This is a genomic window from Sessilibacter sp. MAH1, from assembly GCF_054658315.1.
On record NZ_BAAGIC010000015.1, the window covers coordinates 48717 to 72171 of the forward strand.

General features: G+C 45.2%; 18 protein-coding genes. 12 read left to right on the top strand and 6 right to left on the bottom strand.

What is annotated here, in order from left to right; genetic code table 11:
- Positions 1 to 45: 45 nt before the first annotated feature.
- From hemA to ACYQ28_RS14570, 4 genes are all read left to right on the top strand, one after another.
- Positions 46 to 1305, top strand: coding sequence for a glutamyl-tRNA reductase (gene hemA / locus ACYQ28_RS14555; RefSeq protein ID WP_460051339.1), 1260 nt, complete (start codon positions 46 to 48; stop codon positions 1303 to 1305).
- Positions 1306 to 1323: 18 nt separating this feature from the next.
- Positions 1324 to 2406 (top strand): peptide chain release factor 1, encoded by a 1083-nt coding sequence (gene prfA / locus ACYQ28_RS14560; protein WP_460051338.1) that lies wholly within the window; start codon positions 1324 to 1326, stop codon positions 2404 to 2406.
- 53 nt (positions 2407 to 2459) lie between these two features.
- Positions 2460 to 3326: a peptide chain release factor N(5)-glutamine methyltransferase gene (gene prmC / locus ACYQ28_RS14565; protein ID WP_460051336.1), complete on the top strand. Its 867-nt coding sequence runs from the start codon at positions 2460 to 2462 to the stop codon at positions 3324 to 3326.
- A gap of 69 nt (positions 3327 to 3395) precedes the next feature.
- A complete protein-coding gene (locus tag ACYQ28_RS14570) occupies positions 3396 to 4145 on the top strand; it encodes a HesA/MoeB/ThiF family protein (RefSeq protein WP_460051334.1) in 750 nt (249 codons plus the stop codon).
- A gap of 135 nt (positions 4146 to 4280) precedes the next feature.
- Here ACYQ28_RS14570 and ACYQ28_RS14575 read toward each other — a convergent pair whose 3' ends face one another.
- Complete coding sequence (locus ACYQ28_RS14575; protein WP_460051332.1) at positions 4281 to 5636, bottom strand: MATE family efflux transporter; 1356 nt, start codon at positions 5634 to 5636, stop codon at positions 4281 to 4283.
- 302 nt (positions 5637 to 5938) lie between these two features.
- Between ACYQ28_RS14575 and ACYQ28_RS14580 the strand changes: the two genes are divergently transcribed.
- Positions 5939 to 6559 (top strand): HvfX family Cu-binding RiPP maturation protein, encoded by a 621-nt coding sequence (locus ACYQ28_RS14580; protein ID WP_460051330.1) that lies wholly within the window; start codon positions 5939 to 5941, stop codon positions 6557 to 6559.
- A gap of 369 nt (positions 6560 to 6928) precedes the next feature.
- Entirely contained in the window at positions 6929 to 8347 is a 1419-nt protein-coding gene (rhlB, locus tag ACYQ28_RS14585; protein ID WP_460051329.1) for an ATP-dependent RNA helicase RhlB, read from the top strand.
- Positions 8348 to 8573: 226 nt separating this feature from the next.
- Here the strand turns inward: rhlB and cysZ are convergent, their stop codons facing one another.
- From cysZ to gatC, 5 genes are all read right to left on the bottom strand, one after another.
- Complete coding sequence (gene cysZ, locus ACYQ28_RS14590; RefSeq protein WP_460051327.1) at positions 8574 to 9338, bottom strand: sulfate transporter CysZ; 765 nt, start codon at positions 9336 to 9338, stop codon at positions 8574 to 8576.
- A gap of 249 nt (positions 9339 to 9587) precedes the next feature.
- The gene (locus tag ACYQ28_RS14595; RefSeq protein WP_460051325.1) at positions 9588 to 9884 is read right to left on the bottom strand and encodes a PA4642 family protein; all 297 of its coding nucleotides are present in this window, start codon (positions 9882 to 9884) and stop codon (positions 9588 to 9590) included.
- Positions 9885 to 9980: 96 nt separating this feature from the next.
- Positions 9981 to 11432, bottom strand: coding sequence for an Asp-tRNA(Asn)/Glu-tRNA(Gln) amidotransferase subunit GatB (gatB, locus tag ACYQ28_RS14600; protein WP_460051323.1), 1452 nt, complete (start codon positions 11430 to 11432; stop codon positions 9981 to 9983).
- Positions 11433 to 11444: 12 nt separating this feature from the next.
- A complete protein-coding gene (gene gatA / locus ACYQ28_RS14605) occupies positions 11445 to 12899 on the bottom strand; it encodes an Asp-tRNA(Asn)/Glu-tRNA(Gln) amidotransferase subunit GatA (RefSeq protein ID WP_460051321.1) in 1455 nt (484 codons plus the stop codon).
- Positions 12900 to 13069: 170 nt separating this feature from the next.
- Positions 13070 to 13351, bottom strand: a complete 282-nt coding sequence (gene gatC, locus ACYQ28_RS14610) for an Asp-tRNA(Asn)/Glu-tRNA(Gln) amidotransferase subunit GatC (protein ID WP_460051319.1) — start codon at positions 13349 to 13351, stop codon at positions 13070 to 13072.
- A 467-nt stretch (positions 13352 to 13818) separates the two neighbouring features.
- Between gatC and ACYQ28_RS14615 the strand changes: the two genes are divergently transcribed.
- The 6 genes from ACYQ28_RS14615 to ACYQ28_RS14640 all read left to right on the top strand — a co-directional run bounded on the left by ACYQ28_RS14615 (position 13819) and on the right by ACYQ28_RS14640 (position 23379).
- A complete protein-coding gene (locus ACYQ28_RS14615; protein ID WP_460051398.1) occupies positions 13819 to 14853 on the top strand; it encodes a rod shape-determining protein in 1035 nt (344 codons plus the stop codon).
- A 196-nt stretch (positions 14854 to 15049) separates the two neighbouring features.
- Positions 15050 to 15919, top strand: coding sequence for a rod shape-determining protein MreC (gene mreC, locus ACYQ28_RS14620; protein ID WP_460101154.1), 870 nt, complete (start codon positions 15050 to 15052; stop codon positions 15917 to 15919).
- Positions 15919 to 16407 carry a rod shape-determining protein MreD gene (mreD, locus tag ACYQ28_RS14625; RefSeq protein ID WP_460051317.1) on the top strand — a complete coding sequence of 163 codons (489 nt, stop codon included), beginning with the start codon at positions 15919 to 15921 and terminating at the stop codon, positions 16405 to 16407. Before mreC ends, mreD begins: the two co-directional genes overlap by 1 nt.
- Before the next feature lie 275 nt (positions 16408 to 16682).
- Positions 16683 to 17267 (top strand): Maf family protein, encoded by a 585-nt coding sequence (locus ACYQ28_RS14630; RefSeq protein WP_460051315.1) that lies wholly within the window; start codon positions 16683 to 16685, stop codon positions 17265 to 17267.
- A 169-nt stretch (positions 17268 to 17436) separates the two neighbouring features.
- Positions 17437 to 18915: a ribonuclease G gene (rng, locus tag ACYQ28_RS14635; RefSeq protein ID WP_460051313.1), complete on the top strand. Its 1479-nt coding sequence runs from the start codon at positions 17437 to 17439 to the stop codon at positions 18913 to 18915.
- 459 nt (positions 18916 to 19374) lie between these two features.
- Positions 19375 to 23379 (top strand): YhdP family protein, encoded by a 4005-nt coding sequence (locus ACYQ28_RS14640; RefSeq protein WP_460051311.1) that lies wholly within the window; start codon positions 19375 to 19377, stop codon positions 23377 to 23379.
- Positions 23380 to 23455: the final 76 nt, after the last annotated feature.

Genomic DNA, 23455 nt, shown 5'->3' on the forward strand with positions numbered 1-23455 from the left:
AACGAGTTCCGCGTTTATCTCTAGGAAGAAGAAAATTTAACGATCATGGCGCTAGTAGCATTTGGTATAAATCACAACTCTGCATCGGTTGCTCTGCGTGAGAAGCTGGCGTTTAGCCCCGATCAAGTAGAGGCTGCGCTGTTAGCTGCTTCAGATGCAGGAGTCACCGAAGTCGCCATATTGTCTACCTGTAATCGTACCGAAATCTACGCCTACTCTCCTAGCGAATGTAATCAACTTCTGCCTTGGCTTGCCAGCTACCGCGATTTAGAGCTCGAAGAACTAAGTGCCAGCCACTATTTAAAATCCCACGATAATGCCGTAACACACATGATGCGAGTCGCTTGCGGCTTGGATTCCATGGTGCTTGGCGAGCCGCAAATTCTTGGGCAAATGAAGGCGTCTTACGCCCATGCTCAAGGCAGTGGCACCGTTGGCCCGGTTTTGCACGATGTTTTCCAGCAGGTGTTTTCCATTGCCAAGCGCGTTCGTACCGAAACCGCTATTGGTCAAAACCCGGTTTCTGTGGCGTTTGCCGCGGTAAGCTTGGCCCAGCAAATCTTTAGTGATCTTAAAAAAGATACCGCGTTATTGATTGGTGCAGGTGAAACCATTGAATTGGTGGCACGGCATCTTGCCGAACAGGGTCTTAAATCAATCATAGTCGCCAACCGTACCCTTGAGCGGGCTCGCGATTTGGCGGATCGTTTTGATGGTCACGCTATTTTGTTGGAAGAGATTCCAGAGGCGTTGCATAAAGCCGATATCGTAATTTCTTCTACCGCCAGTCCGTTACCCATTTTGGGTAAAGGTGCTGTGGAAACCGCCCTAAAGATTCGTAAACATAAGCCGATTTTCATGGTCGATATTGCCGTTCCTCGCGATATTGAGGAGCAGGTTGGCGAGCTTGCCGACGTGTATTTGTATACCGTTGATGATTTACGAGACGTTATTCAAGAGAATATGCGTTCGCGTAAAGAGGCCGCCGAACAGGCTGAACGTATCATTAGTGAAGGTGTGCACAACTATTTAAGTGGCCTGCGTGTACAAGATTCAGTATCCACAATTCGAGCCTATCGACGCAAAGCTGAAATGATTCGCGACGCGGAGCTCGAAAAGGCGCTAAAATCCCTCCAAACCGGAGGCGATCCCGAGAAACTTCTCAATCAGTTGGCCCGCAATTTGACCAACAAAATGTTGCATTCTCCTACCGCTAAAATTCGTCAAGCCAGCGCCGATGGGCGTTCTGAACTGATTGGCTGGACGCAAGAACTGTTTGATCTTAACGAAAAAGATCTGACCTAAAGCTTTTAAAGACTCCCTATGAAAGACTCAATTCTCGAGAAACTCGAGCGTTTACACGAACGTTACGAAGAAGTGGCGGCGCTTTTGGGCGAAGCCGAAATCATCAGCAATCAAAATAAATTCCGCGAGCTGTCCAAAGAATACGCAGAGCTTGAACCTGTGGTTAAAGCCTTTGCGGGTTATAAATCCGTTTTAGACGACATCGCGACGGCAAAAGAAATGCTCAACGATGGCGATGCAGACATGCGCGAAATGGCGCAGGAAGAGTTAAAAGAAGCGGAATCGCAAAAAGAGCCCCTTGAGCTTGAACTGCAAAAGTTACTCTTACCGAAAGATCCCAACGATGAGAAAAACATTTTCTTGGAAATTCGTGCCGGAACGGGCGGTGACGAGGCTGCAATCTTCGCCGGTGATTTGTTCCGCATGTACAGCAAGTTCGCCGAAACTCGTGGCTGGAAGGTTGAATTGCTCAACGCCAACGAAGGCGAGCATGGCGGCTATAAAGAGGTTATTTCGCGTATTGTTGGCCAGGGCGTTTATTCTCAGCTGAAGTTTGAGTCGGGTGCGCACCGAGTACAACGTGTGCCCGAGACCGAATCTCAAGGGCGTATTCATACCTCCGCTTGTACCGTTGCCGTTATGGCCGAGGCCGATGAGCTGGAAGAAATCAACATTAACAAAAACGACCTGCGCGTTGATACCTTCCGAGCCAGTGGTGCGGGTGGTCAGCACGTTAACAAAACCGACTCGGCCATTCGTTTAACGCATCTTCCTACCGGTATTGTGGTTGAGTGTCAGGACGAGCGTTCGCAGCACAAGAACCGCGCTCGTGCGATGTCTTTGTTGGCAGCTAAACTTAAAAATGAACAAGAATCGGCGGCAGCACAATCAATCGCCGATGAACGTAAAAGCTTGGTTGGTACCGGCGATCGTTCAGAACGAATTCGCACCTACAATTATCCGCAGGGTCGAGTGACCGATCATCGCATTAACCTAACACTGTATAAGTTAAATGAAGTGATGGAAGGTGACCTAGGTGAGGTGATTGGTCCTTTGGTTAACGAATATCAAGCAGATCAATTAGCGGCACTTGCTCGATAAATCTTACTCAGCCATGACCGATCTAAACTCTCAGCGTGTGTTGGAAACTTGTTTTGGAAAAGAGTGACATCGCAAGCTGCCTGTCTTGGGCCAAAACAATTCTGTGTGAATCGGAATCGCCAGCGCTGGATGCCGAACTTTTGTTGGCAAAGGTGCTGGATAAAAATCGCACCTATTTGTTTACTTGGCCCGAAAAACTGCTCAGTAGCTCACAACTCACACTCTTTAAACGGTTTGTCGAACGACGTTTAAAGGGTGAGCCCATCGCTTACATTATTGGCGAGCAGGGTTTTTGGACTTTGACGCTCAAAGTTAATACCTCCACCTTAATTCCTCGCCCTGAAACCGAATTGTTAATTGAATTAGCCTTGGATTTGTTGGCTAACAAACCTGCGCAAATTTTAGATTTAGGAACCGGTACCGGAGCAATCGCTCTCGCCTTAGCCAGCGAGAACCCAACATTCAGTGTGTTAGGCTTGGACTGTATTCCCGAGGCCGTTCAGCTCGCCACAGAAAACCAGCAACAATGCAATATTGCCAACGCGGCTTTTAAGCTGAGTAATTGGTTTTCGGTATTGGATGATCAAAATCGTGATAGAGATGATCGGCGTTTTGATTTAATCGTCAGTAACCCACCTTACATTGATTCTGCCGATCCTCATCTTAGCCAAGGTGATGTTCGTTTTGAGCCGAAATCTGCGTTAGTTGCTGATCAGGCAGGCTTGGCAGACATTCAATTAATTGCCAATCAGGCTCGCAATTATTTGCTCGACGGTGGTTGGTTGATGTTCGAACATGGTTATGATCAAGGTGAATCTGCACGAGAAATTTTAACTGCGTTGGGTTATCGCAGCGTTAAGACTTTTCAGGATTTAGGTGATCGAGACCGAGTGACTCGCGGGCAATGGTTTGTTGGCTAGATTATCAATCACTGCAATACTGAATGTATTTTTAACCGGGCATTTGTATTTTTAACTGAGCTTGTGTTTATGGATGATTACCAGTTGCTGCGCTACAGCCGCCATATTTTACTGCCACAGATTGATGTCGATGGTCAGCAAGCAATTCTGAATGCACATGTGCTGGTGATCGGTTTGGGTGGCTTAGGTTCGCCAGTGGCGCTTTATTTGGCTGCATCGGGTGTTGGCAACTTGGTTTTGGTTGATGACGATCTGGTGGAGTTATCGAATTTACAGCGACAAATTGCTCATCAAACCACACGTTGTGGCATCAACAAGGCCAGCTCTGCAAAGCAATCCTCTCTTTCACTTAATTCCCATGTCAATATCGAGACCATCGAACGGCGGTTGGACGATGATGCGATGGTAGCGCAAATAAAACTTGCCGATGTGGTGGTGGATTGTTCCGATAATTTAACCACGCGCTTGCAAGTTAATCGCTTGTGTTGGCAAGCGAAAAAACCGTTAATCAGTGGTGCGGCCATTGCGTTTGAAGGGCAGCTAATGGTGGTTGATTCCCGCCAGAACGATACGCCCTGTTATCAATGTTTATACGATGAAACCTCCGATGCACAACTAAACTGTGCGCAGTCGGGTGTTATTGCGCCACTGGTTGGTGTTATTGGCAGTCTACAGGCGCTCGAAACGCTAAAAGCCATTATCGGTTTAACCGATGTCAGCCAACTGGGAAAACTGCATTTATACGATGCCTTATCAGTAAGTTGGCGCGCCTTTAAATTTCCTAAAAAGACGAACTGCCCTGTGTGTGGTAGTCCTTAGTTTCTAGAAGTCGAACATACCACTTCCAATTTTTCACAATTTCAATCGCTTACCGTTCTTGAAATCGGCGATACAGTTATGAATGGCGGGAAGCTCTAGATTAATCAGGGCTTCCGATCAGTATTCAAACTGAATTTAAGCGGGTTTTAAATGTTTGGTGATAATTCTTAATCGCACATGCAGTAAAACCGCTGCGGTGCTAAGCCCAAAAATAATTCCCGTCCAAAAACCGAAAATCTCCCAACCTAAAACATGCGCTAAAAAATATCCCATGGGAAAACCAATCAGCCAATAAGAAATGAGCTGCATAACCATGGGAACTTTTAAATCGCCAAAGCCGCGTAAGCCACCCCAAGACGAAACTTGAATGGCATCAGCGATTTGATAAATGGCGCATAGCAATAAAAGTTTTGCCACCATTTCTTGTACCGCTTGATCGGGGGTGTAAATCTCTGCAACCCAGTTGCGCAATAAAATCGTAATAAGTGCCGTGAGAGCAGCAATAATTACCGATAATTGAATGGCAACAAAGGCGCTAAAACGCGCTTGTTTAGGATTGCCTGCGCCTCGTAAGCCTGCGCTTCGAATACAAACTGCGACGCTAAAACCCAGCGGAATCATGTACACCAACGAACTAAAGTTAATTACAATTTGATGACTGGCCACCGGTAATTCGCCAAAAGGAACAACAAATAACGCAATGCTTGAAAAGAAAAAAACTTCACTGCCGGTGCCTAGTGCGAGAGGTATAGCAATATTTAAATGTTTTTTGATTTCCGGCCAGTTGGGATTCCAAACCTTATTAAAGATATTAAATTGTTTGTATTTGTCTTGGCGTTTTAAAAAAGTGGTTAACGCAATGGCAACAATCCAATAGGAAATAACGCTTGCCCAAGCACAGCCAATTGGCCCAAGTTCGGGTAAGCCGAATTTTCCAAATACCAATAAATAATCAAAGACTAAATTTAAAACAAATAATAAACCGTTGGTGAGCATGGCTAAATTCGTATCGCCAACAGCCTCGCAGGTTCCTCGCAAAACCGCTGTTAATGCATAACCCAATAAGCCAATACTGATAACTTGAAGATATTCTATGGCGATATCTGTTAAAGGTGTATCGGGCTGAATCCACTTCAACCAAAATACGCTGGTTAATAAGATAAAACCCACAACTAACGAGCTGAGTAAGGCGATCCATCCGGTTTGATAAACTTGATGACCAATTCTGGAGTAGCGTCGTGCGCCGTGATATTGCGCGGCAATGGTCGCTAAAGACCCGCACATTCCTAAAATCATGACACTTATGGCAGACCAGATGCTCACTGCGACGGCAAGACCTGCCAAGGATTCTGTACTCACTTGCGCCGACATAATTGTGTCGGTAGCAGACATGGCAATGATTGCGGTGTGACTAAATATTAATGGCGTGCCGAGTTTAATAATGCTCTTTGCTTCGCGCTTGACGTTATAAGCTTGGGGGAGAGTTTGCATTAATTTCGCTTATCGATAATTGGGTAAGATAAAAAAAGCGCGGTGTTAACAGGTTTGTGTCTGCGCAGAAGAATATTTGTATCGCAGGTGTGAACATCGTCAGCAGTGCGAGTGGAATTTTAGTGTTTTCTCTACATAGAGCAAGTTTGCATTAACAATCAAAAATACCCTTTAGGAATCTCTTATTAACTCTTCCAAGATTTAATAGCAGGGCAGGAACTACTTACAGATCTTAACTGTCCATGGGCGGTCCACAACTTTAAACCGACAATATACCGAAAAAATAAAAGGTGAGGGAACTCATGAGTGCAATTGCGGCAGCAACAAATTTATATCGAACAATCGTATCGAGCTTGGAGCATTTGAGTGGTGTGCCCGCACTTATGTTACGTCTTATTCTCGCGCCGGTAATGATGCAGGCGGGTTGGAATAAATTTCAAGGCTGGGAAAATACCGTTGCTTGGTTTGGAAATTCAGAATGGGGCTTGGGCTTACCTTTTCCCGAATTAATGGTCGCACTGGCGGCGGGTTCTGAGTTGGTGGGTGGGGCGTTATTAATTCCCGGATTAGCAACGCGCTTTGTGGCAATTCCATTAATCGTCACTATGTTGGTCGCTATATTTTCTGTGCATTGGGAAAATGGTTGGTTAGCAGTTTCTGATGCCAGCAGTTGGCTTGCCAATGAGCGAGTTATGGAAGCGGTTGAGCGCAAAGAAAAAGTGAAAGAAATTTTGCGCGAGCACGGTAACTACAGTTGGTTGACTGGACGTGGTGGCGTGACCATTTTAAACAATGGTATCGAGTTCGCTGCAATGTATTTTGTTATGCTCTTCTCTTTGTTATGTACCGGTGGTGGTCGTTACACCAGTTTGGATTATTACATTAGCCTCTGGGCTCGTAAAAAGCAGACAGTTGAGTCGTAAGCTCCGTTTACATCTAGACAAAAGAAACTCTGAGAAATCTAGAGTTTCCGGATGCACATGGATGTGTCGCCACTTTCAAGAGCGGTAAGTAATTGAAAATCTAAAAAATTTTGGTATTGCATCGTTAATTTTTGCCCTCCAAATCGATTATGGAAGTATTGATCAGAGGTTTCTAAACTGTCATCTTGTGTGTTTATTATTGGCAAAGCAATGTTGATAGTTGTCGTTAAATGATACAATCGATGAAAAGCGGGCCAAGTTCCCGCTTTTTGTTTTTTTAGATTAACCCAAATCGTGTTTGATGAATGTTCGAATCGCTAAAAATGACTGTGATACTATGCGTGCAGATACGAGCAAGGAGAGAAGAGTTTGATCGGTAATTTTGCACTTAAGACGTCTTTAAGCTGTCCTGCAGAGCAATCCACGCAATCTAACGCTGGCGGTGACGCTTCCCAGCGCTCCAAGCCTCGACGTCCACGTCGGCGCAAACGCACTAAAGATTCTTGGGATATCGCTCAATTTCAGGTTGAACCTGCTCCAGGCAAAACGCGCTTTCATGATCTTGATTTGCCCGATGAACTGATGCACGCCATATTCGATCTCGGATTCCAATACTGCTCTCCCATTCAAGCTCAGTCACTTCCTTACACCCTCGACGGCCAAGATCTGGTCGGTAAAGCGCAAACCGGTACCGGTAAAACCGCCGCATTTCTGATTGGCATCATCGAAGACCTGCTTCGTAATCCCATTGAACAAGAACGCTATGTTGGTGAAGCCCGTGCGCTTATTTTAGCGCCGACCCGCGAGTTGGTTTTGCAAATTGCAGACGACGCCGAAAACCTCGTTAAGTACACTGATCTTAAGGTTCATGCACTTGTGGGTGGCATGGATTACCAGAAGCAACAGGATCGCTTGAATTCAAATCTAGTCGATATTCTGGTTGCCACACCGGGTCGGCTGCTCGATTTTGTCGGCAATAACGATGTGTATCTGGATTTGGTTGAGATTCTGGTTATCGACGAAGCCGACCGTATGTTGGACATGGGTTTTATTCCCCAAGTGCGCCGCATTGTTCGTGCGACTCCACCTAAGACTCATCGTCAAACCCTGTTGTTCTCAGCAACCTTCACCGATGAAGTGATCAATCTTACCGAGCAGTGGACCGATGCCGCGGTGACGGTAGAGATTGAGCCGGAAAGCGTCGCTACCGATACGGTAACCCAGCATGTGTATTTGGTTTCTACCGAAGAAAAATTCACGCTCTTGTACAATCTTTTAAAAACCGAAGATGTAGAAAGTTTGATTGTGTTTGCTAATCGTCGCGATGAATGTCGGGATCTACACCATCGATTACTCGAACACGATATCGATGCCGGACTACTCAGCGGCGAGATTTCACAAAATAAACGCGTTAGAACGCTGGATAAGTTTAAGTCTGGTAAATCGAAAGTTTTGGTGGCAACCGATGTTGCTGGTCGTGGTATTCACATTGATGGCATTAGTCACGTAGTGAATTTTACCTTGCCAGAAGAGCCGGAAGATTACGTACACCGTATTGGTCGTACCGGAAGAGCGGGGCGTCATGGCACATCGATCAGTTTTGCTTGTGAAGATGACGCGATGCGTTTAGAACCCATTCAAGAGTTGTTGGGTGAGCCTATTGTGTGCGAACAGCCGCCCGAGTCACTACTTGCGGCTGTGCCTTATGTTGAGCCAAAACCTCGCGAGATGAGTGAGTCTAACCAGCAACGCCGTCCAAGACGCAGCAGAAGACCTTCCAATCGTTAATTGCTAATGAATGGCTACTTTTTGTAGGAAACTCTGATTAACCTAGAGTTTCCAGCGATGCAAGGATGTGGTGCCAATTTCAAGAACGGTAAGTAATTGAAATTGTGAAGAAATTGGAAATCGCATTGTCAATTACTGTCCTCTGATCAAATCATTGAAGAGTTAATCAGAGGTTCCTGTACTTAGTAAGTAGCCATAATTGAGCGAATAACTTTGTTTCCCGCCTTTAAATTAATCTCGCCGTTGGTTTTTCTTTAATCCACAACATTGTGCCGCCAATGACCGCCGCCGGTAGCACAAAAATATTCAGTAACGGTATCATTGAACCCAACACAACCATCGAACCAAATCCCCACGCACTGAAGCGTTTCTCGGCTAAGCCTTCCCTAAAATACGTAAATTGTAACTGGTGGTTATCTGCACAGTAATCGCAATATTGAATCGCCATTGACCAAGCCGCCCACAAAAACAACAGAACCGGTACAAAAAACTGAGCCAGAGGAATAAAGCTGAGTATGAAGGCTCCGATGGTGATCAAAATACCTCGGCTGATGAAATACCACAGCTTCACCAATTCTCGGCCAAGAGTGCGAATTATCATCGACAACACAGACTCGGGCGGCGGCGCTTTACCCGTTAAATAAACTTCCACTCTTTCGGCCAGAAAACCGTAAAAGGGCGCGGCGATAATGTTGGTGATAATGCTGAAACAGTACCCGTAGAGAACAATACCGATAAACGCTGAAATAATTGAAATAAACAGCGCTAGGGTTTGTTTGATGCCTGAAAGCCAATCCCAATCTGGAATCAATGCCACCACAGATGCAACCGCGTCGTCGAAGTAGTTATACATCAAGCTGGTTAGGGCGATAAATATTACGATGTTGATCATCAGCGGCACGATTAAAAATAATCGAAACTGCGGTTTAAGCAGCAATTTTGCGCCGTCGATTAGGTAACTCGCTCCAGTAATTAAATTTCCGCTAGCCAAGGTAAGTCCTTTAAATGTGGAGTGTGGGTAGAAACGTTTTCAGACGATATAACGTAATAGTTGGTTGCAGAGAATTCTTTGACTTGGTGTTTATTTGTCTTAGAGTCCAGTTGTCTTAGACCTGCTTAGGTGATGTGAATACATTCAGAGAATAAACTGGGGAGCACTGTGAGCCACCGCCAGATTATTCGATAACCTCAAGCGGTCAACCCAGCATTGAAACGGGTCGCTTGAGGTAACTTGAGGCGTTTATTGGGCGCCGTTTTGTTCTAACACTTCTGCGTAGTCGTCGCCTAAGCGATGGGTTTTTACCTGTGCCAGCAAGGTTTGACCTTCTGGATTGGTCGCATTGATGTTGCGTCCTTCTTCTTTGAAAAACTCAAGGAAGGTTGCGAAGTTCTCAACGTTCATACCGCGATACGCTTTTTCAAGTACGTGAAAATCAGGATCAACTCCTTCTGGAGCTTGGAACAATAAAAAGCTTTTTACACGCTCGTTATCGAATACTTCGCCAAGTACTTTTTGTTTGTCTTTCTTTAAAGCCATGTTACGTCCTTAACTTAAAAAGCCCGGTACGAAGTTTACCGGGCGAGGTATTTGGGAAAATACTGAATCAACGTCAATAAAGTTCGTCAGCAATTCCTAAAGTAATTTATCGAGCTTATCCAACAATATTTGATTGATTGCTTGTGGGTTGGCTTGTCCTTGAGACGCTTTCATAATTTGGCCAACAAAATAGCCAAGCATTTTCGGGCGTTTATCGGGTTCGGCGTTGCGATAGTTATCAACCTGTTTGGGGGACGCGGCGATAACGTCGTCGGCCATTTTTTCTAGGGCGCTGGTATCAGAAACCTGTTTTAAACCTTTCGATTCAATAACAGAATCGGCATCGCTACCTTCTTTTGCCCACAAGGCATCAAAAACTTGCTTGGCAATTTTACTCGAAATAGTACCGTCTTTGGTTCTTTCAATTACGCCAGCAAGTTGTGCGGCACTGACGGGACTTTGCTTGATGCTGATGTCATCGGCATTCAAGCGCGCCGACAGCTCACCCATAATCCAGTTTGCCGACTGTTTTGCGTCTTCGGTAAGCTTGGTGAGTTCTTCAAAGTAAGCGCTGATATCGGCATTTGCGGCCAAAATTCCCGCATCGTAATTGTTCAATGAATACTGCTGTTTAAATCGCTCGGTGCGAGCTTCGGGAAGCTCCGGCATAGAGGCGCGAATTGCTTCGATGTATTCGTCGTCAATTACAACCGGCAACAAATCTGGGCAGGGGAAGTAGCGGTAGTCGTTGGCTTCTTCTTTTGATCGCATGCTGCGCGCGGTGCGAGTGTCGCCATCGTATAAACGCGTTTCTTGAATAATCGCGCCGCCTTCTTCAAGAACTTCGATTTGGCGCTCAACTTCAAGGGCAATGGCCTCTTCCATAAACTTAAATGAGTTTAAGTTTTTGGTTTCGGTACGGGTACCAAAAGGCTCGTCGGGCTTGTGGACTGAAATGTTCACGTCAAAACGCATTGAGCCTTGGCTCATTTCGCCGTCACAAATACCTAAAGACGTCACCAAACCGTGCAGTTTTTTGGCAAAAGCCACGGCCTCTTCGGCGCTGCGCATATCGGGTTCAGACACAATCTCAATCAGCGGCGTACCGGCACGGTTCAGGTCGATACCACTCATGCCATGAAAATCTTCGTGCAGCGATTTACCGGCGTCTTCTTCAATGTGGGCGTGATGGATGCGGATTTGTTTGGTCGAGCCATCATCTAGGGTAATTTCTACGATACCTGGGCCAACAATTGGCTTGGCTAGCTGCGTAGTTTGGTAACCCTTTGGAAGATCGGGGTAAAAATAGTTTTTGCGTTCAAAAACAGACTCTTTGCCGATTTCGGCACCAATGCCTAAACCGAACATCACCGCGTAGCGAAAGGCTTGCTCGTTGGCAACCGGCAGTGTACCCGGCATGGCAAGATCAACAGCCGCCGCTTGGGTGTTGGGCTCAGCACCAAAAGCGGTACTGGCAGCCGAAAAGAGTTTTGATTTGGTGGCCAATTGGACGTGAACCTCAAGGCCGATAACGGTTTCCCATGTCATCGCTGTTTCTCCTTAGTCCAAGTCTGGCGCGGTAAGTTTGTGGAAATCGGTGGTTAACTGGAACTGGTGGGCAAGGTTGAGCAGTTTTCCTTCAGAAAATGCCGGGCCGATCATTTGTAGGCCAACCGGTTTATTTTCAACCAAGCCACACGGAATCGATAGACCCGGAAGACCCGCTAAGTTAGTCGCGATGGTGTAGATGTCTTCAAGATACATGGCAACAGGGTCTGCACCTTTGGAGCCAAACTTAAATGCAGGTGTGGTGCAAGTTGGGCCCATGATCACATCAACGTCTTTAAAGGCGTCATCAAAGTCTTGTTTAACAAGACGGCGAACCTGCTGAGCTTTGTTGTAATAGGCATCAAAGTAACCCGCAGACAGCGCGTAGGTACCTACCAGAATACGTCGTTTGACTTCATCACCAAATGCTTCGGCGCGACTGCGACGGTATAAATCTTTGAGGTCTTCCGGGTTTTCACAGCGATAGCCGTAACGAACACCATCAAAGCGCGACAAGTTAGCTGAACACTCTGCCGGTGCAATGACGTAGTACGCCGGAACCGAAAGGTGGGTGTGTGGCAGGCTAATTTCTTTGATTTTTGCGCCAAACTTTTCGAATTGATCGATAGCTTCTTGCACCAAGGCGGCTACTTCTATTTTTAAACCATCGCCAAAGTATTCTTTAGGAACGCCAATGGTTACGCCTTCAACCTTGTCAGCAAGATTTTCTGAGTAATTGCTTCTAGGTACATCAACACTGGTGCTGTCTTTTCGATCGAAGCTAATCAGCGTGTTAAGCATGGTTGCTGCGTCTTCGGCACTGCGTGTAAGAACACCGGCTTGGTCTAGGCTTGAGGCGAAAGCAATCATTCCCCAGCGCGATGCGGCACCGTAGGTTGGTTTAATGCCGGTCAAACCACAGTGGCTGGCGGGCTGGCGAATAGAGCCGCCGGTATCGGTCGCTGTAGCGGCGGTGGCAAGCATGGCTGCAACGGCAGCTGCCGAACCACCCGATGAGCCGCCGGGTACACAGCGCTTATCCCAAGGGTTTTTCACCGGGCCGTAATAGCTGGTTTCGTTAGATGAGCCCATGGCGAACTCATCCATGTTCACCTTACCCAACATTACAGCGCCGGCATTTTTGAAGTTCTCAACCACAGTGGCGTCGTAAGGAGGAATAAAGTTATCAAGCATTTTTGAACCACAGGTGGTTTTCACGCCGTTAGTACAAAAAATATCTTTGTGCGCGATGGGAATGCCGCACAAGGGATTGTTATCGCCTTCGGCCAAGCGTTGATCGGCAATTTTAGCCTGTGCCAGAGCAACGTTTTCGGTCACGGTGATATAGCTGTTGAGGTCGCCGTCGAGACGTTTAATTCGCTCTAGAAAATGTTGGGTTAACTCAACGCTGGAATATTTTTTCTCTCGTAAGCCTTTAGCAAGCTCGGAGATGGTAAGTCGATGCATTGGGGAATTGTCCTTGACAAATCTCATTACAATGAACATTTAAAAGACTTTGTGGGTAAGGCCTAAATTGTAGGAATTACCTAAAAGTCTTCGTGGAAAAATGTTCTTGGTGTTGGTACTGCAAATTAAGTTGGTACTGTAAAAGGTACCGATATCGCCCAAACAAATGCCTAGTCGATGACTTTGGGCACTAGATAAAGACCGTCTTCGCAGGCTGGTGCAATGGCTTGGAATTCATCTCGATGATTCACTTCAGTTACTTCATCAGCGCGTAACCGCTGAACAGTGTCGAGAGGGTGCGCCATCGGTTTTACACCGGTGGTATCTGCCGCTTGCAACTCGTCAACTAGAGCTAATACGTCGCTGATGCGTGCTGCAACTTCTGTAATTTGAGACTCGTCAATTTTGATCATTGCTAGATCGGCGAGTTTTTGTATTTCCGAAGGATCCAAAATGGTTACCTGTCTATTGAGCAAAAAATATTCATGAATGTATAGGTTTTGCCGAAGCTCACCTAAACTTATAAAAACAAACCTTTGCCAATCTTTGTGGTCTATCGTGCCACTTAAATAAATTGGTGCTGTTAAATAAAAGCTTGTTATTTTTGGTTGGAGATATTACCTATCCCACCTCAGCTTTTACAGATTAAATTTGCGCGTTTTGGTATCGGGGTAAATTTAATTTTGGGAATTAGAACTAAAATGTAGCGAAATCGCCAGATATTCCCGCAAGTATAGCTAATGCCACCTTGCTCAATGCCCTTGCCATTGTTAGAGTGCACGCACTTAAAAGCACAGCCAAAATGGGCACTGTGGCCAAAGATTTTGCATAACGAGCGTATGAAAATTGGTCACTTTGGGTGTCCTTCATTGCATCTTTGTTAAAAATATAATTTCTAAGGTACAAACTCTCTATGTTAATGCCAAAGCGTCTGCGCGGTATGTTCTCTAATGATCTATCGATAGATTTAGGAACTGCTAATACCCTTATCTACGTACGTGATCGTGGCATTGTCTTAGACGAACCCTCAGTGGTTGCCATCCGAACTCACAATGGCCACAAAATTGTTGAAGCCGTTGGTGTTGAAGCTAAACGAATGTTGGGGCGTACGCCAGGTAACATTACGGCCATTCGGCCTTTAAAAGACGGTGTTATCGCGGATTTCCAAGTTACCGAAAAGATGTTGCAGCACTTTATTAAAAAAGTGCATGAAAATAGTTGGTTTCAGCCCAGTCCTCGCGTTTTAGTGTGCGTACCTTGTTTATCTACAGAGGTTGAAAAGCGCGCCATTCGTGAATCGGCATTGGGTGCTGGTGCTCGTGAAGTTCGCTTAATAGAAGAACCAATGGCAGCGGCAATTGGTGCGGGTTTACGAGTTGAAGAGGCCAGCGGATCAATGGTTGTTGATATTGGTGGTGGTACTACTGAAATCGCCATTATTTCTTTAAACGGCGTGGTTTACTCCGATTCTGTTCGCATTGGTGGCGACCGCTTTGACGAAGCCATTGTTAATTATGTGCGCCGTAACTATGGCAGCGTCATTGGTGATGCTACCGCTGAGCGCATCAAGCAAGAAGTGGGTTGTGCGTATGCCAGCAGCGAAGTGCGCGAAATTGATGTTCGTGGTCGTAATCTTGCCGAAGGTGTTCCTAGAAGCTTTACGCTCAATTCCGATGAAATTTTAGAAGCCTTGCAAGAACCTCTGGCAGGTATTGTTCAAGCGGTTAAAAGTGCTCTTGAGCAGTCGCCGCCGGAATTGGCTTCCGACATTGCCGAAAGCGGTATTGTGTTAACCGGTGGTGGTGCTTTGCTTCGCGATATTGACCGCTTGCTCAGTGAAGAAACTGGTTTACCGGTAATTGTTGCCGAAGATCCATTGACCTGTGTTGCCCGTGGTGGTGGCCGTGCCATGGAATTTATGGATACCCATCGCATCGATTTGTTGTCGAGCTAATCGATTTCAGTTTGTGCGCTCGATGCTCTCATATTGATTGCAAGCAAGGATGCTTGCAAGAGAGCTAAAATTTAGCCAACTCTTTTTTAGATAATGCTATTCTTTAACAACACAGAGTATTTCGTGTTTGTCTTTGGATGATCGTTACTCATCCGATTGTTAATGACTCCACATGTATTAATATCAGGAAATTGCCATTAAACCGCTATTTTCCAAAGGTGCATCGTCGTTATCCCGAATCACATTGTGGGTAATTTTGCTCACGATGACTATTATCCTTGTCGATGTTTTCACCCCATATCTCAAGCCTGTTAAAGCCAAGCTTTCCGCTGTAGCCGCTCCTTTTTATTGGGTCACCAGTATTCCCTCACGAATTAGCGAATGGGGTCAGGTTAATATTGTTACCCGTGATCAGTTGGTTGAAGAAAACCGCGCCCTCAAGGAACAGCTGTTGATTCATCAGCGTAAACTGCAAGGCATGGCTGCCGTTGTCACCGAAAACGTCCGTTTGCGTGAGCTGATGAATTCGGCAGAAATGGTTGCTGAACAGGTGTTAGTGGCCGAAATGATTGGCGTTTCTTCCGATCCTTTGGTGCACAAGGTGGTCATTAATAAAGGCTCCCGAGACAACGTTTATGTAGGTCAACCCTTGTTAGATGCCCATGGTTTAATGGGGCAGGTCGTTGAGGTTGGGCCAATATCGAGTCAGGTGTTGCTCATTACCGACAGCACTCACGCTCTGCCGGTTGAGGTGAACCGCAACGGTGTTCGCGCCATTGTAGAAGGAACCGGTGATTTGTATCGCCTTGAGCTACGCCATGTTTCAAATACCGTGGACATTAAAGAAGGCGATCTGTTGGTGAGTTCCGGCCTTGGCCAGCGATTCCCTCGTGGTTATCCGGTCGGAAGAGTTTTAGAAGTGATCCACGATCCTGGTAGACCTTTTGCGAGCATTAGAGTTGAGCCTATGGCTCAGTTAAATCGCAGTCGTCATGTTTTGCTGGTATTTAGAGACACAACCACGCCGCAATCAACGACTACCGCCGAGTTAACGGACGAACCTTGATGCAAACTGTTGTTGCTAACAATCGTTGGTTTATCGTCTTAACGGTGGTTGTCGCATTAATGCTGAGTGTGATGCCGCTACCGCAAGAAATTAGTTGGTTGCGCCCTCAGTTTGTCGCCATGGTATTTATTTACTGGTCTTTGGCGTTACCGCAAACCGTCGGTATTTTAAGTGCTTGGATGACCGGGTTATCCCTCGATGTAGTGTCTTTTTCGGTATTCGGCCAGCACACACTGGCCATGGTTATCGTTGCTTATATTTGCCTTTTATCTTACCAGCGCATTCGCACCTACCAACCTTGGCAACAAGCGATCTGGATATTCGTTATGCTGGGTATTTATCAATTATTTGTGAACTGGGTGCACAGTCTTACCGGACATTCCGCTCGGCCGAGCGAATTCCTATTACCCGCCGTTGCCAGTGCTTTGTTGTGGCCAATTGTGCACGTCTTACTGGAGCGTTTTCGGGTCATTTACCGCGTTAGTTGACACTGCTACGGCTGTGGGAATTGGTCTATAGGTTCGCTCAGGTTTCACAACGACGCTCAGGTTTTACAGTCACGCTCAGGTTTTACAGTCACGTCAATTAGATTCACTATTCCGCTGGCGGCCTTCTCAAGCTCAACAAATTAGCTCCTAAAGCCGTCAAGACGGCGCTAATGTTTTGTCTAAAAACTTCAGATGCTTTTTTGCCACACAGTTTACATTTGCGAAAAAGTCTTTAAATTGAAACGGATAGAACATTTATAGGATATAAACCTCCCATGAATCCAGCTCAACTGGTACTGGCCTCGCAATCTCCTCGTAGAAAACAATTACTCGAACAAATTGGCGTGCAATTTATTGTTGCGCCAGCCAATGTTCCTGAAGTTTACTCCGCAACTGAAACACCCTTAGAGTATGTGCAGCGTCTTGCATTAGAGAAAGCATCGTTTATTGCTCAGCAGTATGACGACTCAGTGGCAGTATTGGGTGCCGATACCATAGGCGTTTGCGATGGCAGGGTTTTGGAAAAACCAACCAGTCTTGCCGACGCAAAATCCATGCTTTTGGCGATGTCAGGACGAGATCATGAAGTGATTAGTGCCGTGGCCATTGTATGGGGTGAAACCAAGCTGATTAACACCAGTACCACCCTGGTGACCTTTCGCTCGATATCGGAGTCAGAGATTGAAGCCTACTGGCGAACCGGCGAACCACAGGATCGCTCCGGTAGCTATGCCATTCAAGGTTATGGCGGTGTATTTGTTGAGAAAATCGTTGGTAGTTACAGCAATGTGGTTGGCCTACCCATAGAGATTTTGGTGCCAATGTTTAAAGAAATTGGCGTTCCCATATGGCTTCGATAAGTATTTAAAGACGTTAACGAGTTGAGTGTTAAACATTTGCTCATCATAAGATACCTTAGGAACCTGTGATTAACTCAACCGTGATTTAATCACTGGGGCGCATCCTTGTGTCACTGGAAACTCTAGGTTAATCGGCGTTTCCCTTAGTCATTAATAATAAAGAAAAAATATGAGCGAAGAGTTATTAATTAATTTTGCCCCAACTGAAACTCGCGTAGCCTTAGTTGAAAACGGTGTGCTGCAAGAAGTTTATATCGAACGTACGCAGAGCAAAGGGTTTGTGGGCTACATCTTTAAAGGTAAGGTCGTTCGGGTTTTACCGGGTATGCAAGCCGCCTTTGTCAACATTGGGCTGGAGCGAGCAGGTTTTATTCACGCGGCCGATATCGCACCGCTGGATGAAAACGGCATGGAAGATCGGTCTGCACAGGTTCCTGATATCCGAGATATTGTTCATGAAGGCCAAACCCTAACGGTGCAGGTCACTAAAGATGCCATAGGAACCAAGGGCGCGAGATTAACCACTCATTTATCGGTTTCGGGACGCTACCTAGTGTATATGCCACAAACCGAGCACATTGGTATTTCAACACGCATTGAGGATGATGGAGAGCGGGATCGTTTACGAACTCTGGTTGAAAAAGCCATCGCTGACCTGCCAGAGCGGCCCGAGGGAGGGTTTATCGTTCGCACCGTCGCCGAAGGTGCGCAAGAAGATGATCTGGTCGCCGACATTCCCTTTTTGCAAAAGATGTGGGCGGACCTGTCTAACAAAGCTAAAAAGGCTAAGGTGCCATCGGTTATTTATCAAGATCTTCCCTTGTTTATGCGAACCCTACGAGATTTGGTAAAACCTCATATCGAAAAAGTTCGTGTCGATTCCCGTGAAGTGCACGGCAAAATGATTGAGTTCGCCAGACAGTATGCACCGGAAATTGCTGGCAAAATCGAGCATTATCCCGGTGAGCGTCCGTTATTTGACTTGTACGGTGTCGAAGACGAAATTCAGAAAGCTCTTAGCAAAAAGGTGCCCTTAAAGTCAGGCGGTTATTTAATTATCGAGCAAACCGAAGCCATGACGACCATTGATGTGAATACCGGTGGTTTTGTTGGCCATCGCAATCTCGAAGAAACCATCTACAAAACTAATCTTGAAGCGGCAAGCGCCATTGCTCGTCAGATTCGGCTTCGCAATATTGGTGGCATTATTGTTGTCGATTTTATCGATATGAAAGAGCAAGAAAACCAGCGGCAGGTTTTAAGAACGCTTGAAAAAGCTATGGAAAAAGATCACGCCAAAACCACCATAACGGGTGTGTCCGAGTTGGGATTGGTTGAGATGACGCGCAAGCGCACGCGAGAATCTCTTGGACAAATCATGTGTGAACCCTGCCCCGTGTGCGACGGTCGCGGCACGCTTAAATCTGCACAAACTATTTGTTACGAAATTTTTCGTGAAATTCTACGTGAAGCTCGAACTTACGATACGCCTAAGATACTTGTCTTGGCATCACAACTGGTTGTTGATTGTTTACTCGATGAAGAGTCGGCAAATGTTGCCGATTTAGAGGCTTTTATTGGTCGTGAAATTCAATTTCAGGTCGAGGCTATTTACAGCCAAGAACAATACGACATTATTCCTATTTAGTATTGATTGTCTTAAATAATCGGTAAAAACGTATAATTGATTTAAGTAATCGCTATAAACCGCGCAGATTTTTTACGGTAAATTAGCCTAAGGTGCAATTCTAGCCCTAGTCTGAGTTTGTAAGAACATATTGGATAATCGATCAAAAATCTATTTTTGTACAAATGATTAATTCAGGCGCGGTACAGCGACCATTGATAGAGTGGTGAGGTACAAAAAACCGCTATCAAAACCAAATTCGGTGTAACAGTTAATAGCGATGTTAACTTCAAATTTGGTTTAATTTGTACCGATGCAAGTAACTGAATTGTACAAAAATACGCAACTCGCAGACGTTTATCTGCAACGCATTGTGTTTTTAAGTACAAATCTAGGTCGAGCTGATAGAGCGGCTTGAATTAAATTACCGACGACAGAAAAACCATTAATGACAAAAGGTTTTCGTTCCACAAGCAATGTATGAAAAAAGTATTCATTAAATCAGCTAACGTATTTTGGCTGAGCATTGCATTACTCATCGTTGTATCTGCACTGCTTATTCAAGGTGGTCGTCTGGCAACGCCATTGATTGAGCGTAATAAAGATTATTTCGCGAATATCATTAGCCAACGTATCTCCAGCGATGTGCGCATTGATCAGCTCAGCGCACAATGGCTAAATCTTACTCCTGCCATCTCAATTCAAGGTTTGCAGATATTTCCAACCGAGCCGACGGACACGCAGTCCTTACCCAGTATTGCTGTAGAACAGGCGGTGATTGAAGTTGATTTGTTAGCGAGTTTGGTGCGTGGAAATTGGGTTTGGAAAAGTATCGCCTTTTCAGAGGCATCACTGCGCCTGCAACAAAGTGCCAGGGGCGCGTGGCAGTTAGCGGGTATTAAAACAACCTCATCGACCAATAATGCCATTGATGATCCAACAGATTTGTTTTTTATTGCCGACAGTTTATCCATCGAAAATGTTTCTTTATCGCTTGAAACCTATTCAGGACGAATAATTGATTTGTCGATTTCAGAAATCGAATTTCAAAACCAACGAGATTTTCATCGTTTATTAGCGAATATTCAATTTGACCAAAAACCACTTGCGCGCGCGGTATTAGAAGCTCATGGTGATCCACGTTCAATAGATCACAGAGACGTTACCGGTTTTGTTGAATTCTCACAGTTCCCCTTAGCCGAGCTTAAAAACTTTTTTCCTCAGGCTGATCTCGCCTTTAACGATGTAGACCCCGAAAACGATTCGCTAAACGCTCAATTATGGTTAACCAGTAAACGGCGCTCTGAATATAAAATTGTGGGTGGGTTATCTGCAACCGTTGAAAACGCCACCATTAACGGCTCACAAATACCGAGTTTTTTCGAAACATCCGTTGGTGGAACGATTAATTTTAGTCCCAACGAATTTTTAGTCAGTTTAGAGTTGCGCGATTCCATAATTCATTGGGAGCAACATCAAGCGCGTATCGATCATTTATCGATTTTATTGGAAGACAATATTTGGAACTTCGCATTTCCACAGATCGATCTATCCAAGCTCAGTGATTTTTCTTTGGGATTTTTAGAAAACCAAAGCTTTCTTCAAGAACTTCTTACCGACCTACACCCCACGGGCAGTTTGTCGGCTGTGCATATTGAATTTCCGATATTTGATACCGAGGCGTTTCATATATCCGCTAATTTACATTCGGTTTCAGTTGGTGATTGGCGCGGTGCTCCGGAACTGAAAAATATTACCGGTTATGTGAGTGCTACCGCCAGATCTGGCGAGGTGGTTCTTAACAGCTACGATGGATTTTCGGCATGGTTTACGACTGCCTTTGAATCTCCAATGCAATTTGATACTGCGCGAGGGTCGATAAAATGGCAGTTATCACCGGAGAATAACCAAATACAAATCTATACAGGTTTAATTTATCTCGATGGTGAAATTGGTACAGCGGTGGGCAAGGTTGCCATTGATTTACCTTGGTATGAAGGCACGCGCTCGTCCAATATGGATATGTTTATCAGTTTGGTCGACAGTGATTTTAAATATCGGCAGATATTTATACCGCAGGTTATCAATCCAGATCTTAAGTCATGGTTAGAGACTTCCATTCATCAAGGTGAAATTACGGAGTCGGGGTTTATTTATCGTGGCAGTTTAGCGCGTGGCGGAGAGGTTAATACTCAACTTTGGCTAGGTATTGAGAGTGGCGAATTAAGCTTTCATCCGCAGTGGCCGAATATTTCCAACATTCAAGGTCGGGTTGAATTAAACAACAAACAAGCGACGGTTAATGTTGACTCTGCACAGCTGTGGAATACGCATTTGCACGATGTGGTCGCCACTATTGAGCGCATTAATGAGCAAGATCTCATTAATATTCACGGACGAGTTCAAGGCCCTGGTGGCGATGGCATTCGATTATTAACGGAAACACCTATTAAAGAAAATCTAGGATCGGCGTTGGATGCTTGGCAGCTGAGCAGTGCATTCGAAGGTGCAATATCATTGCAGATTCCTATTTCCGATGGCGAATTAGAGGGATCTCAGTACGTTGATTTATTCTTATCGCCCGGAAATTTAATGCTGGGCGATATCGGTTTGGTTTTAGAAGATTTAACCGGGCCATTGGAATTTAGCAGCGAGTTGGGTTTGAGTTCGAGTGGTTTAGAGTTTTCGCTCTGGAATCAACCGGCATCGGCTTTTATCGTTAGTGAAGGCTATAGCGATTCTTTTCAAACACAGGCATCGCTCGGAGCAAGCAATACCAGTGTGCATTTCAGCAGCTCTGTTGATGTTCGCGAAGTGCAACAATGGTTGCAAAGTCCAGAATTATTATTTGCGCAAGGTATGGCCTTGGTCGATGGCGAGTTGATTATCCCTTCAGCGTCTAAAACGTCTAAAGATAAGCCCGCTACAGTATTAAATATTGAATCGGATTTAGTCGGTGTTTCTGTAAATCTTCCCGAACCTTTCAACAAGCTAGAAGATGATTTTTGGCCATTTAATTTACAACTTAAAATTAATGATCATCAAAATATCTACAGCGGAAAAATAAGCTCAATCAGCAAAGAGCTTAGCAACAAGAATGTTGAATTTTCGTTTCTGAGTACTGACGGTGTTATACAGAGTGCCGGTATTGGCCTGTTTGATAAGGCACCGATTGATTATTCAGGACTGCGCGTAACCGGACAGTTACCTAAATTCCAGTTGGATCAATGGCTAGAAACACTCAATAGTTATGAACAGTTTCAGTCACAGGTTCAAAAATCTTCGGGAAAAAGCTTGGACCTTAGCTTTGATTTAATTGCCAATCATGCAGATGTCAAAATTCGGGAAGTAAATAATTTGCATGCCATTGGCGGTCGGCTGGATGATGCTTTGCTTATTGCGTTTGAAAGCGATCCTTTAAAAGGACGAATTCGGATCTCTGAAGACGAAAGTGCCCCGCTATTTGTGGAGCTGGAACATTTAAAAATACAGTCTGATATTGCCGACGATGATTCGGTACAGACTGCGACCGATCCTTTGGCAGATGTGGATATTTCTGAAATACCTTATGCGCAAGTTGATATTCAAGCCCTTTATTTTAACGACAAACCCTATGGTCAATGGAGATTCGATTTAAACCCAACCGATAACGAGCTGCGTGTCGACAATATTTTGGGCGAAATTAATGGTCTTGAAATATCGGGTATCAATGGTGAGGGTGGTGCCCAATTAATTTGGACTGATTTTGATGATATGAGATCGAGCTTCACCGGACTTGTATCTGCCGCACGTATTCAAGACACTTTACAAAATTGGCAACAGCCGCAATTTCTTGAATCATCCGGAGCTAAATTTGGATTAGATTTAGCGTGGTATGGCTCGCCTGCAGCTATTGAGCTGGATAATTTGTCCGGTGCGGTTGATCTTGATATCGAGCATGGTCGTTTTGTTCGTGTAACAGAAGGCGGTAGCGATGCGTTTTTACGATTAATTGCGTTATTTAATTTTGATTCTTGGGCGCGGCGTTTGAAATTGGGCGTTTCGGATTTGGTCGATAGCGGTATGGCGTTTGACAGTATTGATGGCCGCTTGCAATTTAATAACGGAGAAATGTTTGTGCCTTTACCTGTTAAGGTAAAAGCGCCTTCAAGCACATTAAGTTACGCAGGAAGCTTTGATTTGGTAAATCAGCAAATGGACACCACCTTGGTTGCGACCTTGCCGGTTGGTGGTAATTTAACGTTGTTAGCAGCACTTGCCGGTGGTTTACCCGCTGCGGCCGGTGTATATGTGGCAAGTAAGTTATTCAAAAAACAAGTCGATAAGGTCGCGAGTGTTAGCTATAAAATTACCGGCTCTTGGGATAATCCGAAAACAGAATTCGTGCGATTATTTGATGATAACGCTGCGAAAAAAGCCGGAAAAAAAGCCAATGAAGACGCTCAAAATAAATCTTCTAAAGCATTACCGCCAAAAGAAACTTAAGATCCTAAGCTGTCGTTTCCATCGGCCAATTGACGTGACGCACCGATGTTTAATGTAGGAAACTCTGATTAGTCTA

Excerpts from the sequence above, each read along its gene's own strand:
- gatA (WP_460051321.1), bottom strand. The coding sequence starts at position 12,899 with ATGCATCGACTTACCATCTCCGAGCTTGCTAAAGGCTTACGAGAGAAA.
- ACYQ28_RS14580 (WP_460051330.1), top strand. The coding sequence starts at position 5,939 with ATGAGTGCAATTGCGGCAGCAACAAATTTATATCGAACAATCGTATCG.
- gatB (WP_460051323.1), bottom strand. The coding sequence starts at position 11,432 with ATGACATGGGAAACCGTTATCGGCCTTGAGGTTCACGTCCAATTGGCC.
- prfA (WP_460051338.1), top strand. The coding sequence starts at position 1,324 with ATGAAAGACTCAATTCTCGAGAAACTCGAGCGTTTACACGAACGTTAC.
- ACYQ28_RS14615 (WP_460051398.1), top strand. The coding sequence starts at position 13,819 with ATGCCAAAGCGTCTGCGCGGTATGTTCTCTAATGATCTATCGATAGAT.
- ACYQ28_RS14630 (WP_460051315.1), top strand. The coding sequence starts at position 16,683 with ATGAATCCAGCTCAACTGGTACTGGCCTCGCAATCTCCTCGTAGAAAA.
- ACYQ28_RS14640 (WP_460051311.1), top strand. The coding sequence starts at position 19,375 with ATGAAAAAAGTATTCATTAAATCAGCTAACGTATTTTGGCTGAGCATT.
- mreD (WP_460051317.1), top strand. The coding sequence starts at position 15,919 with ATGCAAACTGTTGTTGCTAACAATCGTTGGTTTATCGTCTTAACGGTG.
- ACYQ28_RS14595 (WP_460051325.1), bottom strand. The coding sequence starts at position 9,884 with ATGGCTTTAAAGAAAGACAAACAAAAAGTACTTGGCGAAGTATTCGAT.
- hemA (WP_460051339.1), top strand. The coding sequence starts at position 46 with ATGGCGCTAGTAGCATTTGGTATAAATCACAACTCTGCATCGGTTGCT.
- rng (WP_460051313.1), top strand. The coding sequence starts at position 17,437 with ATGAGCGAAGAGTTATTAATTAATTTTGCCCCAACTGAAACTCGCGTA.
- ACYQ28_RS14575 (WP_460051332.1), bottom strand. The coding sequence starts at position 5,636 with ATGCAAACTCTCCCCCAAGCTTATAACGTCAAGCGCGAAGCAAAGAGC.
- ACYQ28_RS14570 (WP_460051334.1), top strand. The coding sequence starts at position 3,396 with ATGGATGATTACCAGTTGCTGCGCTACAGCCGCCATATTTTACTGCCA.